This is a genomic window from Rhizobium sp. BK181 (genome assembly GCF_014193305.1).
Classification (GTDB): domain Bacteria; phylum Pseudomonadota; class Alphaproteobacteria; order Rhizobiales; family Rhizobiaceae; genus Rhizobium.
Map to the genome: position 1 here is coordinate 1,399,345 of NZ_JACHZA010000001.1, position 15,116 is coordinate 1,414,460.

Here is a 15,116-nt window from a genome sequence, read left to right on the forward strand (position 1 = left end):
AGGTCATTTCACAGCGCCGGCCATCAGCCCGCGCATGTAGTAGCGTTGCAGAAGCAGGAAAACGATGAGGCACGGGATCGTCATGACGGCGACACCCGCCTGCACGGCGCCCCAGTTGATCGCGCCCAGACGACCGGCGCGCACCGCCATCATCAGGACGGGCAGCGTGTACTTCTCGTTGCTGGAAAGCAGCACGAGCGCAGCCAGGAATTCGTTCCAGGCATTGAGGAAGGCGAAGATAGCCACGGTCGCGACGCCCGGCAGGACAAGCGGCAACAGGACCAGCACGAGCAACTTCAGGTCGTGCGCGCCATCGATGCGCGCCGCTTCCTCGATCTCCTTCGGTACCGCATCGAAGGCGTTGCGCATCATGAACACGGAAAACGGCAGCTGCAACGTCACGTAGACCAGCGTCAGACCAAAGAGCGAATTGTTGAGCCCGAGCTTGGCGAGGATGATGAAGAGTGGTGTGAGAATGGATTGGAAGGGGATCATCAGCGTCGCGATGATCAGGATGAAGAAGACGTTCTTCATCGGGAAGCGGTAGCGTGAGAAACCATAGCCGGCGAGCAGGCTGATGACCACGGTCAGCACAACGGTCGCAACCGACACGATGAGCGAATTGAGAGTATGCTGCCAGATGCCGGCGCCGAAACTGTCCAGCGAGCGATAAGAATCGAAGCTGATGCCGTTCGTCGGCCATGGCGGCAGCGGCGGCAACCGCGCCTCCGTGCCATGTCGGAGCGAGGCGAGCAGAGTGATAACAAATGGAGCGAGGAAGAAAATGGCTATAGCGATGCCGGTGCCGTGATAGGCAGCCTGCCCACGGATTACACGGCTTCGCCTGCGACCAGTGACGAGGCTCATCAGCGCTCCTCCCCGACACGCAGCAGCCAAAGCTGCACGACACTGATGACGACGAGAATGGCGAGCAGTGCAATCGACAGCGCTGCGCCATAGCCGAGATTGAAAGACACGAACGACTGGTTGAAGATATAGTAAACGACGGAGATCATTCTGTTTTGCGGTCCGCCCGAGGTCATGATGTAGAACTGATCGAAGGCGAGGATCGAGCCGGTCACCGAAATAATCAGAGCAAGCGCGATCGTCCTGCGCATTAACGGCAGCGTCACAAAGCGGAAACGCTGCCACCAGTTTGCGCCATCGACGACAGCGGCCTCGGTGAGATCGGTCGGGATCGCCTGCAACCCTGTGAGCAGGATGATCATTGTAAAGCCGGCGATCTTCCACACGACCATGACGCAAATCGTCAGGAACGCGCTGTCGAAGGTGGCAAGCAGATTGGGGCTCTTCTCGACCAGTCCGAGTGCTTTCAGGGCGGGGCCGATAAAACCGCTGTCGACGTTGGCGAGCCACACCCACAGCAGCGACGCCGACGCCAGACCGACGACGACGGGCAGAAAGATGACGGTGCGATAGGTGCTGACGAAGGCCCGCTGCCGCTCGACGAACAGGGCAAGCGGAAAGGCGACCGCGAAGATCAGGATCGTCACGATGACCGTGTAGTAGGCGGTGAAGTTCAGCGCCGCGACGAAGCGGCCGTCATTGAACATGCGAAAGTAGTTGTTGAAGCCGATCCAGCGCTGGGCACCCATCAGGGGCCAGTTGTGAAGGCTCATCCAGGCGGTGAACCCGACCGGGAGCACGAAGAAAACGATCACCAAAAGCATCGCCGGAGCGATGTAGAGGAGGCCCGTCCATTCCGGTCGTGGGGCACGTCTGCGCACGCATGCAATCTGCTTTTGACCCGTCACGGTCATCGAAACACTCCGCATCATTCCTGGTAAAATCGGCCGGAGGACTGCCACCGCCCTCCGGCCACGGCCGCCGGGAGATTATTGGCCGCTGTCAATGATGGACTGCATCTCCGACTGCGCGTTCTTGAAGGCGCCGTCGACATCGTCGCCGAAGATGGCGGCGTTGGTGAATGTCGCCCACGGACCGTTGGCGCTGTTGATCAGATCGTTGAACTGCAGCGTATAAGGGGTCTTGGCGACCGAGATGGCCTTCAGGCCGACCTGCAGCCGCGGATCGAGGCCCTCGAGCACCTTGTCGGCGATGTCACCGCGGGTCGGCAGGCTGCCGTATTTCGCCATGATCTTCTGGCCGTCCATGGAGTAGATGTATTCGAGGAATTCCTTCACGGCATCGATCTTCTTGGTGCCCTTGGTGATGACGAAGTTGTCGCCACCAGCAAAGGAAGACGGATTGCCGTCAACGCCCGGGATGAGCGTCACGCCGAAATTGATGTCGGGATGCTCGGTGACGAGCGTGCCGATCGCGAAGGCACCGAGGCTCTGCTGGCCGATCTTGCCGTTGGTGAAGGTCAGGAAGTTGGCACCATTGTCGCTGGCCGCACTTGCCGGGACAAGATCCTTCTTAACCATGTCGCGATAGTAGTCGACCGCCTTGCGCATCTGCGGCGTATCGAGCGTCGCCGTCTTGCCGTCGGCCGACAGGATGTCGGCACCCGCACCCCAGGTGAGCGGCGTGAAAGTGAAGATCATGCAGCCGCCGCAGCCCCCGCCGGAGAAATAGAAGCCGTAGGTGTCATCACCGAGCTTGCGGATCTTCTCGGCGTTGGCAGTGATTTCCTCCCAGGTCGCTGGCGCCTTTTCAGGATCAAGACCTGCCTTCTTGTAGAGGTCCTTGTTCCAGGCGAAGACCGAGGTCTCGACCGACAACGGCAAACCGTAGACGCGATCCTGATAGGTGCCGAGGCGGACGTGCGACGGCGATAGCGAATTGAAATAGGGCAGCTTCTTTGCCCAGTCCGTCAGGTCTTCCAACTGTCCGGCAGCAGCGAAGGCCGGGTTGTAGATGAGATCCATCGACAAGGCATCCGGCGCCTGCCCACCGGCAATGGCGGTTGCGTATTTCTGGACGAGTTCCGAGAACGGCACCTCGGTCGCGACGACCTGGTTCTCGTGGCTGGAATTGTAGGCTTCGACAACCTTCTTGAAGGACTCGCCGATGCCCGAACGGACCCACATTTCGACTTTCTCGGCGGCCGACGCTCCGGACACCAGGCATAGGGTGGCAACGCTTGTCGCAGCCAACAGACGCTTAATCATGGCACTTCCTCCCAAATTGGCGCATCTCCTCCGCGCCGGTTCCTCATCTCCTGGGGTTTTGGGCCCCGCATGACTGCCGCACCACAAGCCGGCACGGCAATTTCCTGACACCCGGATCCACCGGGCGTCCCTCCGCCAGCGCCAGGACCGTCAACCCGGCCTGACGCCCTAGTTCCTTCAACTCCATATCGACGGAGGTGAGCGGCGGGCGCGTCTGGCCGGCGACGATCTCCCAATTGTCGAAACCGACCACGGAAACATCGTCCGGCACGCGTAAACCACGCTCGCGCAGCGCATCCACCACGCCACGGGCGATCTGATCGTTGCCGCAGAAGATCGCGTCCGGCCTTTCGCCTTCCTTGTTCCAAATCTCAGCGACAGCCTCGTGACCCCAGGCCTCGGCCCAGTGACCAAACATGACGAGGCCCTCGCCGCCAATGACATCGCGATAGGCATCCGCGCGCTCGCGAACCGAGAAGAAACTCTCCGGCCCGGTCACGTGAGCAATCCGACGACGGCCCATCTTCACAAGCCATTCCACCGCCAGCCGCGCGCCCTGCGCGTCGTCCGAGCGGAAGGTAACGCTTGTGGATGCCCCCTCGGTGAATGCGTAGACGACGGGGACAGGCAGGTCCGACAGATCGATCGGAAGCTGTCGATCCAATCGCTTTCCAGTGGCGATGATCCCGTCCACTTGCTTTTCCAGCATGGCGTCGACATGGATCTGACCGAGCGCTGGATCGTCTTCGATCGCGCAGAGAAAAACCGATACCCCGTGATCGAGCAACGCCTCCGAGATGCCGGCCATGACAGGCAGCGTGAAGCGCCCGTACGTGTCGTTGGTCAACAGGCCGATCGTGAAGCTGCGTTTGCTCAGCAGGCCGCGTGCAAGCGCATTCGGACGGAACCCGACCTCGCCGGCGATGCGCTTCACCCGCTCCCGGGTGTCCGCGCTCATGCGCCCGGTTTCATTCAGCGCTTTCGACGCAGTAGAGATGCTAACACCCGCCGCCGCTGCGACGTCGTGAATGGTGATCCGGCCTCTTTTTCCGCCAGTGACGTTCACGCGCCCCTCCCTGTTCGACGATGAGAAAAGCTTTTCCCAAACCGATCGTCAAGTGAGAAAAGGTTTTCTCAATCAAAAATCATACAATTGCCATCGAGAGACCAGGAGGCACGAAAGCAAAGAAAATCGCGGCAGTTTTTACGACTGCCGCGATCCAATTCAGCCACGTGTATGCGATCAACCCTTGATCGTCGCCTTGCCTTCTTCAAGGAGACGGGCCGCCGCTTCGGCGGGAGTCGTCCGCTCAAAAGCGAGTTCATCGGCGATCGGACGGAAAACGCGCTGGTCGAACTGTGTCGAGCCGAGCGGTGCCGGTGCCGGATATTCGCCGACCTGATCTTTCAGCAGGTTAATATATTTCACGGTGGCCTGCTCGGTCGGATTGAGGTTGGGGAGAATCGCCTCGCGCACGACCGGCGACATGGGCACGCCGCGCTCCACGCCGAGGATCTTGCCAGCGTCGACGTCGTTGACGAAGAAGTCGATGAACTTGGCCGCAGCTTCGCCATTCTTGGTAGACCCGCCGACGCTCCAGATCAATGCCGGGCGATAGTAGTGGCCGGAGGGGCCGCCCTTCTTTTCGCGCGGCAGGAGCGTGATCGCGAGCTTATTTTTGGAAAGAAGCTGGTAGCCGACGAGCTGGTTGGAATACGCCATCCCCATTGCCGATTTTCCGAGCGCGAGTGCGTTCGTGTCGATGGTGTTCTGGTCAAGCGTCTGGATATCGGCAGCGACGGTACCGCCCTTCTTGCGCAAATCCTCCCAGAACGCGTACCACGCCGTCGCATCGTCCACATTGAAGCCGAGCTTGCCGTCGGCATAGAGGCTCTTGCCGCGCTGACGCAACCAGGCATCGAAGACGTAGGTGTAGCGCGCACCGTAAGGGCCGCCCCAGTAGTTGTCCTTGCCGCCAGCCTTCGTCAGTTCGACCGCAAGCTTGGCATACTCTTCCCACGTAAGGTCCGCAGTCGGCACCGGGATGCCCGCTTTCTCGAAGGCAGTCTGGTCAAAGAACAGCGCGAAGGAGTTGAGGCCCAGACCGACGCCGTAAAGCTTTCCGTCCACAGTCGTCAGCTTCAGCATGTCCTTGCCGAACGAATCGACCTTCAATGTCGAGGGTACGAATTCATCCAGTGCCAGGCAGGCACCGCGCTTGGAGTAGTCCGAGATCGTTCCCGGCTCGAGCTGGAACACGTCGGCAATGGCGCGGCCGGCCATCTGTGTGGACAGCTTGGTCCAGTAGCCATCGCCACTCAAGGACTCACCGACGATCGACACGCCGGGATTCTTGCTCTCGTAGAGCTTCGTGACATCAAGCGTGCGCTTGGCACGATCGTTCGATCCCCACCACATCGCGCGAAGCTTCGAATCTTCCGCAAAAGCCGGGATCGAGCCTCCGGCGCCGAAGGCCAGACCGGCAGCAACACCGGCAGAACCCATCAGAAATGAACGGCGATTGACCTGCATCTTTCATCCTCCTCTTTCATCGCCCCGCCATCCTCCAACGGCTTAGTGGGCTTATGCGGCGTAGATTACGCAAAAAAATACTCAATGCAACAAATTATCTTTTTCTTGCAAATTTGCATCATTTGCATAATCTCCTCGATATGAACGAGATAAAGACCAAAAGACTGAGACAAGCCGACATCGCCGCCATGGCTGGAGTCTCCGTATCCACGGTGTCCCGCGTGCTCGCCAACGAGCCCGGCATCAGCGAAAGCGTGCGCCAGCATATTCTCAAGGTGGCGGCCGAGAACGGCTATTCGGCCCGCACGACGAGCGGTCCGCTGCGCGGCACTCTCGCCTTGATAGCCAGCGACGGGGTAACAGGCGGGCTGAGTGTCTTCTACGAAGGGATCGTCGAGGGGTTGCGCGCCGGCGCCCTCGATGCCGGCCTTCCCTTCGAGGTGCGGCTCATCCGCGAGAACAGGGCTACGCCGGACGTGGTCCATGAGTATATGCAGACGGCCGGTGCCGGCGGGCTGTTCCTCGTCGGAATCGATCCGAGCGCCGAGTTGCGCGCCTGGTTCGAGGACGCCGCGATCCCGACGGTGCTGGTCAACGGCACCGATCCGCGGCTCAAGATCGACGGCGTTTCGCCTTCGAACTTTTTCGGTGCCTATGAAGCGACGACCCGTCTGCTGAATGCCGGCCATCGCCGGATCCTACATTTGACGGGATCGCACCGGAACACGATTCGCGAGCGCGTGCGCGGCTTCAAAGCTGCGATTTCAGAGGTGGAGGGTGCGGAAGGACGCCTTGTGTCGATGACCTTCCATGGCAGTGCAACCCGCGAAGCACACGAACTGACGTCCGCCGTGCTCGCGGAGAACGTCGGCTTCACTGCCGCCTTCTGCATGAACGATTTCATCGCCGTCGGCGTTCTCGAAGCCGCAACCGAGGCCGGAATGCGGGTGCCGGAGGATTTCGCCATCGTCGGCTTCGACGATCTTCCCTGCGCGCTGATGACCAACCCGCCGCTGTCGACCATGCGCGTCGATCGCATGGCGCTTGGCAGGGAGGCAGTCAGTCTCATTGTTGCGCGCTTCAAGGACCGCAATGCCCCTGCCCGCCAGATTTGCCATGCCGTCGTACCAATTGGCGGCGGCACCGTTCCGAACTCCTGAAATGAGCAATGCCGATGACCTATGACCCCGCCAGTGCAAATCCGCTTGCCAACAATCCCCTGAAGACGCGCGAGGACATGTCGCGCGCGCTGCGTGACCTCTTCGATCCGCTGCTTCCCTATTTTTCGGCAGGCAATGCCCGCGTCCGGCTTGATGGCGCGGCTGCGCATTTCGATCGCGCGGCAGCGGATCTCGAAGGCTTTGCGCGGCCGCTCTGGGGATTGGCGCCGTTTGGCGCGGGTGGCGGCGACTTTGAGGAATGGCACCGCTTTGCCGAGGGCATCGCCAATGGCACAGACCCGAGACACCCTGAATATTGGGGGACCGTCAACGGTCGCGATCAGCGCATGGTAGAGCTTGCGGCGCTCGGCTTCGCGCTGGCACTGGTGCCGGAGAAGGTCTGGGAGCCGCTGAGCGGCCGGGCGCGCGACAATGTCGTCGCCTATCTCAAGCATGCCCGGCAGTTCGACTATGCCGACAACAACTGGAAATTCTTCCGCATCTTCGTCGACATCGCGCTCGACCGCGTCGGCGCCAATTTCGACCGCAGCCTGACCAAGCAATATCTCGAGGAGCTAGAGGGCTTCTACATCGGTGACGGCTGGTACCGTGACGGCAATGTTCGCCGGATAGACCACTACATTCCATTCGCCATGCATTTCTACGGCCTGATCTACTCTAAGCTCGTCGATGACGACTACGCAGAGCGTTACCGCGAACGTGCTGTCCTCTTCGCCAATGACTTCAAACACTGGTTCGGCTCGGATGGTGCGACGATTCCGTTCGGCCGCAGCCTGACCTACCGCTTCGCCTGCGCCGGTTTCTGGTCAGCCCTTGCCTTCGCCGATCTTGAGGCCTTGCCTTGGGGCGAAATCAAGAGCCTCTGCCTGCAGCATCTGCGCTGGTGGAAGGACAAGCCGATGACCAACCGCGACGGCATCCTGTCGATCGGCTTCGGCTATCCCAACCTGCTGATGTCCGAGAACTACAATTCCGCCGGTTCGCCCTATTGGGCATTCAAGGCGTTCCTGCCGCTGGCTTTGGCTGAGGATCATCCCTTTTGGACTGCGCCGGAAACGCCGCCTGTCGAAACGGCGAGCGTCCTGCCGCAGCGCCATCCCGGCATGGTGCTGATGCGCAATGGCGGCGACGTCGTCGCGCTTTCCTCCGGCCAGGAGAACCTGCAGATGCGGTTCGGCACGGAGAAATACGCGAAGTTCGCCTATTCCAGCCGCTACGGATTCAGCGTCGAATCCGACGAGCGCAACTTCGCCGGCGCCGCCTTCGATTCAGCCCTCGCCTTCAGCGATGATGGCCTGCATTACCGTGTTCGCGAGACCAACCGGGAGGCCAAGCTTGCTGGTGATGTTCTTTATTCCAAGTGGTCGCCATTCCAGGATGTAGACGTCGAGACTTGGCTGGTGCCGGCAACGCCATGGCACATCCGCGTCCACCGGATCAACACACCCCGGCCTCTGCAGACCGCGGAAGGCGGCTTTGCGATCGCACGCCGGGATTTCGAGCTCGATACGCTTGTCGCGGACGGCTCGAGCGCCTATGCCGTCGGGGAAGCTGACTTCAGCGGCATTGTCGATCTCGGCTCACAGGCACCGCGCACCGGCCTCACACAAAAGGCGCCGCCGAACACCAACATGATCGTTGCGAAGACGCTGGTGCCGCAGCTGCGTGGTGAAATCCCAGCAGGCCAGACGATCCTGATGACGGCGGTCCTTGCCGCCAACGACACAAGCACGGTAACCGCCGCGTGGGCTGCTCGACCAAACGCTCCTGATATTGCGGAGCTTGAAGCCCTTGTGGCGAGCGCCGGCATCGAGGTCAGCACCATCAAGGCACCGGGGCAGATGCCATGAAGCACCCGTCCATCGCGCTTGCCATGCAGCCATCCCGAACAGAGCACGTCCTGAACGCCGAGGCCCTGCACCGGTTGGCGGAGATCGGCCATCTTCTCGATCCTACACCGCTTCAGAGCTTTAACGACGATCGTGCTCGACGCGTTCTCGCCGAGACCGACATCCTCATCACCGGTTGGGGGGCGCCCTATATCGGTCGCGAGGTTCTTGCGGCCGCACCACGGCTGCGGCTCATCGCCCATGCGGCCGGAACCGTGAAGGGAATCGTCGACGAGCAGATCTTCGATGCCGGCATTGCCGTCACGCACGCCGCCGAAGCGAACTCGGTGCCGGTTGCGGAGTTTACGCTTGCGACAATCATCTTCGCCGGCAAGCAGGTGTTCCGCTTTCGCGACCTTTACATCGCGGATCGCGACCGACACCGGACGCGCGCGATGCAGCGGCTGGCGATCGGCAATTATCGCCGCACGGTCGGCATCGTCGGCGCATCGCGCATCGGCCGACGGGTCATCGAGCTGTTGCGACCATTCGAATACAACGTGCTTCTCTTCGACCCCACCGTCGATGTGGTCGAGGCGAAAAGCCTCGGAACCGAGAAGGTCGACCTGCCGACGTTGATGACACGATCCGATATCGTCTCCCTGCATGCGCCATCTCTTCCCTCGACGCGTCACATGATCGGAGCGGAGGAGCTGTCGCTGATGAAGGACGGCGCAACGCTGATCAACACGGCGCGCGGCGCCCTGATCGACGAAGCTGCGCTGCTCAAGACGCTCGCCAATGGGAAAATCGACGCCATCATCGACGTCACGGATCCTGAAATACCCGAGAGGGGGTCGGCTTTCTACGATCTGCCGAATGTCTTCCTCACCCCGCACATCGCCGGCGCAGTGGGGCTCGAGCGCGGGCGCCTCGGGGACATGGCAATCGATGAAATAGAGCGGTTCACAAAGGGCGAACCGCTCCGCTATCAGATCCTGCGCCGCGACCTGGCACTTATTGCTTAGCCGGCTTTCAAATTCGCCGGTGCACCGGCGACGATCTCCGGCATCAAATCGGAGATCTTCACGACCTTGCCGGTGCGCGAACTGGTGAGCGCCGCAATGCCACACAGTACCGACATGGCGCCAGCGCGCGTGCCGGCTCGTTGGCCAAGCTTGTCTTCCATCCCCTGCTTGAAGATCATGTTGCGCATGCGGTTGTCGCCGCCGTAGTGGCCGCCCGCCGAATGCGGCACGACGATGCGTTCGACGGCCGGCTTGTCTTTCGGGAAATTGCGGACGAGCAGGATAGTGTCCTCGTCAGGCGTTTCCCAGGGCTGCTTTTCGTATTGTCTGAGCTCAATGCGCCCATGCGTGCCGTTGAAGGCGATGTGGTGGCCTTCGATCGGCTGGAAGGTATTCAACGAATAGGAAACATGGACGTTGTTCTTGTAGCGGATGCTGACGACCATCGTGTCGGGGATATCGATATCCTCGCGATAAACGCAGCCGTCGCGGAAGTAGCCATCGATTTTCGACGGGTCTTCGTACAGTGAATCGAGGAATGGATCGGCTTCGAGGTCGAGATAATAGTCACACTCGCCAGTATGCGGACAGAGCTTGCAGCGCGGGCCGCGGAACGGCCCCTTGCGGCCGTAGTTCTGCAGGTCGGCGAAGGAAGTGACGGCATCGGGGTCGCTATCCAGATACCAGTTCAAGAGATCGAAGTGATGCGTCGCCTTGTGTACGAAAAGGCTGCCGGAGTTTTCTGCATAGGCGTGCCAGCGACGGAAATAGTCGGCCCCGTGCTTCGTATCGAGGTACCAGTGGAAGTCGACCGAGGTGACGCGGCCGATCTCGCCGGCATTCAGCAATTCCTTGATCTTGGCCGCCGTCGGCGCGTAGCGATAGTTGAACGACACGTCCACGCGCTTGCCGGTTCGTTTTTCCGCATCGAGGATACGGCGGATCTTGTCGACAGCCGTCGTCATCGGCTTTTCCGTAATGACGTCGATGCCGGCTTCCAAAGCACGAACGACGATGTCGTCATGCGTATAATCCGGCGTGCAGACGATGACGAGATCGACCTGCTGCTCAGCGAGCATGGCGTCGATGTTTTCGTAGATCGGCGCATTGCTGCCGATCATCGTGCGGGCTCGCTCGGCACGCAGCGAGTTGGTGTCGACGATCGCGACGAGATCCACATGCTCGCGCCAGCCGGCAAGCAATTCCTTGCCCCACATGGTGGTGCCGCGGTTTCCCGTTCCAATCAAAGCAAAGCGACGTTTCTCCATCGAATGATCCTCCTCATGCGTATGAAACGAACAGCGTCCTGATGCCTGACCAAGGAAAGCCGCGCCCCCTATTCGCGGCTCATGGCAAGGCTGTAACTAAACAGTTACCTGACGGCAGAGATGGTTTCCTGTCAATAGCCGATGGCGAATTTCACGGATCAGGCAGAAATCGATGCGAGGGTCACGTGGACGATGTGCCTCTCCCAGGCGTTGAGATTGCCCGGCTCCACCAGGTCACGGCCGAAAATCGTCGAAAGCGTGTACTGGTTGGACAGATAGAAATATCCGAGCGAGGCAATCGTCAGGTAAACATTCAGCGGGTCGGCATTGGCGATGAAGACGCCAGCCTTCTTGCCGCGCTCAAGCACGTCGGCGAGTTCTCCGATCAAATGCGAATGCAATTCCTTGAGCCGAACCGATTGGCGCAGCCAGCGGGCGCGATGAAGGTTCTCGGTTCCGAGCAGACTGAGAAATTCCGGGTGCTTCAGGAAATAGCGCCAGGTGAACAGCGCCAACTCGCCAATGCCCTCCTCAGGCGTGCGGTCGCCGATATGGAGCTCGCGTTCGGCGGTGCGGATCCCGACATAGGCCTCCTCCAGCACCCTGAGATAGAGCTGTTCCTTGTCGCCGAAGTAGTGGTAAAGCATGCGCTTGTTTGTGCCAGCACGCTCGGCGATGGCGTCGACGCGCGCCCCGCCGATGCCGTTCTCGGCAAATTCCTTGGTCGCAGCCTCAAGGATTGCCGCGCGGGTCCGTTCCGGATCGCGCTGCAGGACACGTTCGGGCGATTGACGCCTTACTCTCTTCTTTTGCCCATTTCTGCCGGCGCCTTCCATCGGCTCACCTTTCCAATTTCCCCATTGCGCTCATAGTACGTTGAGAACAGATTGTAAAAACGAGAAGCGTCAGCGGCACCATCAACATCAGCGCTTGACAGCCTCAACGCTTGTCCATAGCTTGTAACCAATTAGTTATTTGTTGCAAGAGAAACCAGCAAGGAACGTGTGGAGGCGTTCCCCAAGGGAGGAGGAGAACAGATGACGTTCAGCATAAATAGACGTGGCTTCATGGCGGGGGGAGCTTCGCTCCTGTCGCTTTCGGCGCTCGGTGCCCCTGCATTCGCAGAGGATGCCCGACTTCGCCTTATCTGGTGGGGCTCGCAACCGCGCGCAGACCGCACCAACAAGGTCTCGGATCTCTACAAGTCGAAAAATCCCGGCGTTTCGATCACCGGCGAATTTCTCGGCTGGGGCGACTACTGGCCGCGCCTGGCAACACAGGTTGCCGGCAAGAACGCGCCCGACGTGATCCAGATGGATTATCGCTACATCGTCGAGTATGCTGGGCGCGGCGCGCTTGCACCGCTTGAGTCCTATATGCCGGCCAAGCTCAATCTGGGCGATTTCGACAAGGCGCAGGTTGAAGGCGGCAGTGTGAATGGACACCTCTATGGCGTCAGCCTCGGTGCCAACTCGGCCGCAACGGTGCTCAACACCACTGCCTTCCAGGAAGCAGGTATAGACCTGCCGACCCAGGCAACCACGTGGGAAGAGTTCGGCAAGATGGCCGCCGAGCTGACCAAGGCGGGCAAGCGGAAGGGCATGTTCGGCATGGCCGACGGCAGCGGTGCCGAGCCCCTGTTCGAAAACTACCTTCGCCAGCGCGGCAAGGCCCTCTACACGGCGGACGGCAAGATTGCCTTCGGCGTCGAGGAAGCCTCCGAATGGTTCGATATGTGGAACAAGTTCCGCGAAAGCGGCGCCTGCGTCCCCGCCGACATTCAGGCGTTGGACAAGAACGACATCGAGACCAATACTGTCTCGCTCGGCAAGTCGGCTGCCGGCTACGCGCATTCGAACCAGTTCGTTGCCTATCAGCAGATGAACAAGGACAAGCTCGCACTTACCAACTACATGCGGGTCGCCAAGGACTCCAAGGGTGGGCACTATCGCAAGCCATCGATGTTCTTCTCGGTGTCGTCGCAATCGAAGGTGCTTGAGCAGGCGGTCGATTATGTCAACTTCTTCGTGCAGAATCCGGATGCTGCGGTCTTGCTCGGTGTCGAGCGCGGCATTCCAGAGTCCGCTGCCATGCGTGACGTGGTCGCTGGCAAGCTCGATGCAGTGGGCAAAATTCCGCTGGAGTATGTCGCCGGACTTGGAGAACTTGCCGGCAAGTTGCCGCCGCCGCCGCCCTCGGGCGCGGGCGAAGGCGAACTGACCTTGCGCAACATTTCCGAACAGGTTGCTTTTGGCCAGGTGGCGCCAGCCGATGGGGGCAAGCAGCTCGTGGATGAGATCACGCGTATTCTCGCGCGAGGTTGAAACCTATGACCAATGCGATGCGCACGACGGCTAGCGGAGCCGTAGCAGTGGAACATTACCAGGGAGCAGTGGCAGACAGCCGTTTTCGGCGGTTGTGGAATGCCAATGCGCCGGGTTACCTGTTCCTATTGCCTTGGCTTCTGGGCTTTTTCGGGCTGACCCTCGGACCTGCTCTGATTTCGCTCTACCTGTCCTTCACCGACTTCGACATGTTGCAGTCGCCGGGCTGGGTGGGCGCTGCCAACTACGTGCGTATCGCGACGGCCGACCCGAAGTTCGCGTCGGCAATGTCGGTGACCCTGACCTATGTTGTGCTCTCGGTTCCGTTCAAGCTCGCTTTCGCACTGCTGGTCGCGATGGCGCTTAACAAGGGTGTGCGCGGTCTGCCCGTCTACCGCGCCATCTTCTACCTGCCGTCGCTGCTCGGCGGCAGCGTGGCGATCGCCGTCCTCTGGCGGCAGCTCTTCGCCCGCGACGGCCTGGTCAACGCGGCGCTTGCCAATTTCGGGATCGAAGGTCCGAGTTGGATCTCACACCCCAGCTATTCGATCTATACGCTGGTGGCGCTCAGCGTTTGGCAGTTCGGCTCGCCAATGATCATCTTCCTTGCGGGCCTACGGCAAATTCCGACCGATATGTATGAAGCCGCCAGCCTCGACGGCGCATCCAAGTTCCGGCAGTTCTACAAGATCACTCTGCCGCTCTTGACGCCGGTCATCTTCTTCAACGCCGTCGTTCAGACGATCGATGCCTTCAAGGCCTTCACGCCGGCCTTCATCATCTCGGGCGGCACAGGCGGGCCGATCAACTCGACGCTGTTCTACACGCTCTATCTCTATCAGGAGGCTTTCGGAAATTTCCGCATGGGCTACGCCTCGGCGCTCGCCTGGGTCCTCGTGTTGATCATCGCGGTCTTCACTGCCTTCTCCTTCCTGACCTCGCGTTATTGGGTGCACTACGATGACTAACGGGATTACATCGGCCGTTGCGGCACCACCTTCCGATATCACCAAGCGCAGCCTCCCGGCATCGATCACGGTCCATACGCTGCTGATCCTCGGCTCGCTGCTGATGCTCTATCCGCTGCTGTGGATGGTCTCCGCGTCGGTTCGGCCGGAAAACGAGATCTTCTCGTCGACCTCGCTCATTCCGTCGTCGGTCGACTTCTCATCCTATCTTCGCGGCTGGGTCGGCCTCGACATCAGCTTCGGCCGGTTCTTCTGGAACTCGCTGGTCATTTCGGTACTGACCGTCATCGGCAATGTTGTTGCCTGTTCGTTGGCAGCCTACGCCTTTGCCCGGCTGCGTTTCGCCGGCCGGAACTTCTGGTTCGCGATCATGCTCGGCACACTGATGATCCCGTACCACGTGACGCTCATTCCGCAGTATGTGCTGTTCCTCAACCTCGGTTGGGTGAACACCATCCTGCCGCTGGTCGTGCCGAAGTTTCTGGCAAGCGATGCCTTCTTCATCTTCCTGATGGTGCAGTTCTTCCGCGGCATCCCGCGCGAACTCGACGAAGCGGCGATGATGGACGGGTGCAGTGCCTGGCGCATCTACTGGAAGATCATGCTGCCGCTATCACTGCCGGTGCTAGCGACCGCAGCGATCTTTTCCTTCATCTGGACCTGGGACGACTTCTTCGGGCCGCTGATCTACCTCAACGACATGAACACCTACACGATCCAGCTCGGCCTGCGCACCTTCGTCGACTCGACCAGCGCATCGGACTGGGGCGGCCTGTTCGCCATGTCCACGCTGACGCTGGTGCCGGTGTTCTTCTTCTTCCTGTTTTTCCAGCGATTGCTGATCGAAGGCATCGCTACGACAGGCATGAAGCGCTGATGCAGTTACGGAT

Annotated in this window: 13 protein-coding genes; 6 read left to right on the forward strand and 7 right to left on the reverse strand. The window is 60.4% G+C overall.

Annotated elements, in window-relative coordinates; all coding sequences use genetic code 11:
- Window positions 1-3: 3 nt before the first annotated feature.
- The 5 genes from FHT77_RS07045 to FHT77_RS07065 all read right to left on the reverse strand — a co-directional run bounded on the left by FHT77_RS07045 (window position 4) and on the right by FHT77_RS07065 (window position 5,628).
- Complete coding sequence (locus FHT77_RS07045) at window positions 4-867, reverse strand: carbohydrate ABC transporter permease (RefSeq protein ID WP_183753705.1); 864 nt, start codon at window positions 865-867, stop codon at window positions 4-6.
- Window positions 867-1,781, reverse strand: a complete 915-nt coding sequence (locus FHT77_RS07050) for a carbohydrate ABC transporter permease (protein ID WP_183753707.1) — start codon at window positions 1,779-1,781, stop codon at window positions 867-869. The genes FHT77_RS07045 and FHT77_RS07050 overlap by 1 nt, the downstream gene beginning before the upstream one ends.
- A 75-nt stretch (window positions 1,782-1,856) precedes the next feature.
- Window positions 1,857-3,095 carry an ABC transporter substrate-binding protein gene (locus FHT77_RS07055; RefSeq protein WP_183753709.1) on the reverse strand — a complete coding sequence of 413 codons (1,239 nt, stop codon included), beginning with the start codon at window positions 3,093-3,095 and terminating at the stop codon, window positions 1,857-1,859.
- 43 nt (window positions 3,096-3,138) lie between these two features.
- The gene (locus FHT77_RS07060; RefSeq protein WP_183753711.1) at window positions 3,139-4,161 is read right to left on the reverse strand and encodes a LacI family DNA-binding transcriptional regulator; all 1,023 of its coding nucleotides are present in this window, start codon (window positions 4,159-4,161) and stop codon (window positions 3,139-3,141) included.
- 177 nt (window positions 4,162-4,338) lie between these two features.
- Window positions 4,339-5,628 (reverse strand): ABC transporter substrate-binding protein, encoded by a 1,290-nt coding sequence (locus tag FHT77_RS07065; protein ID WP_183753713.1) that lies wholly within the window; start codon window positions 5,626-5,628, stop codon window positions 4,339-4,341.
- A gap of 140 nt (window positions 5,629-5,768) precedes the next feature.
- Between FHT77_RS07065 and FHT77_RS07070 the strand changes: the two genes are divergently transcribed.
- Genes FHT77_RS07070 through FHT77_RS07080 form a run of 3 tightly spaced genes read left to right on the forward strand, consistent with a single transcriptional unit; the run spans window position 5,769 to window position 9,666 of the window.
- Complete coding sequence (locus tag FHT77_RS07070; protein WP_183753715.1) at window positions 5,769-6,788, forward strand: LacI family DNA-binding transcriptional regulator; 1,020 nt, start codon at window positions 5,769-5,771, stop codon at window positions 6,786-6,788.
- Window positions 6,789-6,802: 14 nt separating this feature from the next.
- Window positions 6,803-8,659: a DUF2264 domain-containing protein gene (locus FHT77_RS07075; protein ID WP_183753717.1), complete on the forward strand. Its 1,857-nt coding sequence runs from the start codon at window positions 6,803-6,805 to the stop codon at window positions 8,657-8,659.
- Window positions 8,656-9,666 carry a hydroxyacid dehydrogenase gene (locus FHT77_RS07080; RefSeq protein WP_183753719.1) on the forward strand — a complete coding sequence of 337 codons (1,011 nt, stop codon included), beginning with the start codon at window positions 8,656-8,658 and terminating at the stop codon, window positions 9,664-9,666. Before FHT77_RS07075 ends, FHT77_RS07080 begins: the two co-directional genes overlap by 4 nt.
- On the opposite strand, the gene FHT77_RS07085 is transcribed toward FHT77_RS07080, so the two are convergent.
- Window positions 9,663-10,934 carry a Gfo/Idh/MocA family protein gene (locus FHT77_RS07085; protein ID WP_183753721.1) on the reverse strand — a complete coding sequence of 424 codons (1,272 nt, stop codon included), beginning with the start codon at window positions 10,932-10,934 and terminating at the stop codon, window positions 9,663-9,665. The genes FHT77_RS07080 and FHT77_RS07085 overlap by 4 nt on opposite strands.
- 158 nt (window positions 10,935-11,092) lie before the next feature.
- Window positions 11,093-11,770, reverse strand: coding sequence for a TetR/AcrR family transcriptional regulator (locus FHT77_RS07090; RefSeq protein WP_183753723.1), 678 nt, complete (start codon window positions 11,768-11,770; stop codon window positions 11,093-11,095).
- A gap of 201 nt (window positions 11,771-11,971) precedes the next feature.
- Between FHT77_RS07090 and FHT77_RS07095 the strand changes: the two genes are divergently transcribed.
- The 3 genes from FHT77_RS07095 to FHT77_RS07105 are packed head-to-tail and all read left to right on the forward strand — an operon-like array spanning window position 11,972 to window position 15,103.
- Window positions 11,972-13,258: an ABC transporter substrate-binding protein gene (locus FHT77_RS07095; RefSeq protein ID WP_183753725.1), complete on the forward strand. Its 1,287-nt coding sequence runs from the start codon at window positions 11,972-11,974 to the stop codon at window positions 13,256-13,258.
- Window positions 13,259-13,263: 5 nt separating this feature from the next.
- A complete protein-coding gene (locus FHT77_RS07100; RefSeq protein ID WP_183753727.1) occupies window positions 13,264-14,226 on the forward strand; it encodes a carbohydrate ABC transporter permease in 963 nt (320 codons plus the stop codon).
- Entirely contained in the window at window positions 14,219-15,103 is an 885-nt protein-coding gene (locus FHT77_RS07105; RefSeq protein ID WP_183753729.1) for a carbohydrate ABC transporter permease, read from the forward strand. Before FHT77_RS07100 ends, FHT77_RS07105 begins: the two co-directional genes overlap by 8 nt.
- Window positions 15,104-15,116: the final 13 nt, after the last annotated feature.

Excerpts from the sequence above, each read along its gene's own strand:
- FHT77_RS07045 (WP_183753705.1), bottom strand. The coding sequence starts at position 867 with ATGAGCCTCGTCACTGGTCGCAGGCGAAGCCGTGTAATCCGTGGGCAG.
- FHT77_RS07050 (WP_183753707.1), bottom strand. The coding sequence starts at position 1,781 with ATGACCGTGACGGGTCAAAAGCAGATTGCATGCGTGCGCAGACGTGCC.
- FHT77_RS07055 (WP_183753709.1), bottom strand. The coding sequence starts at position 3,095 with ATGATTAAGCGTCTGTTGGCTGCGACAAGCGTTGCCACCCTATGCCTG.
- FHT77_RS07065 (WP_183753713.1), bottom strand. The coding sequence starts at position 5,628 with ATGCAGGTCAATCGCCGTTCATTTCTGATGGGTTCTGCCGGTGTTGCT.
- FHT77_RS07070 (WP_183753715.1), top strand. The coding sequence starts at position 5,769 with ATGAACGAGATAAAGACCAAAAGACTGAGACAAGCCGACATCGCCGCC.
- FHT77_RS07075 (WP_183753717.1), top strand. The coding sequence starts at position 6,803 with ATGACCTATGACCCCGCCAGTGCAAATCCGCTTGCCAACAATCCCCTG.
- FHT77_RS07080 (WP_183753719.1), top strand. The coding sequence starts at position 8,656 with ATGAAGCACCCGTCCATCGCGCTTGCCATGCAGCCATCCCGAACAGAG.
- FHT77_RS07085 (WP_183753721.1), bottom strand. The coding sequence starts at position 10,934 with ATGGAGAAACGTCGCTTTGCTTTGATTGGAACGGGAAACCGCGGCACC.
- FHT77_RS07090 (WP_183753723.1), bottom strand. The coding sequence starts at position 11,770 with ATGGAAGGCGCCGGCAGAAATGGGCAAAAGAAGAGAGTAAGGCGTCAA.
- FHT77_RS07095 (WP_183753725.1), top strand. The coding sequence starts at position 11,972 with ATGACGTTCAGCATAAATAGACGTGGCTTCATGGCGGGGGGAGCTTCG.
- FHT77_RS07100 (WP_183753727.1), top strand. The coding sequence starts at position 13,264 with ATGACCAATGCGATGCGCACGACGGCTAGCGGAGCCGTAGCAGTGGAA.
- FHT77_RS07105 (WP_183753729.1), top strand. The coding sequence starts at position 14,219 with ATGACTAACGGGATTACATCGGCCGTTGCGGCACCACCTTCCGATATC.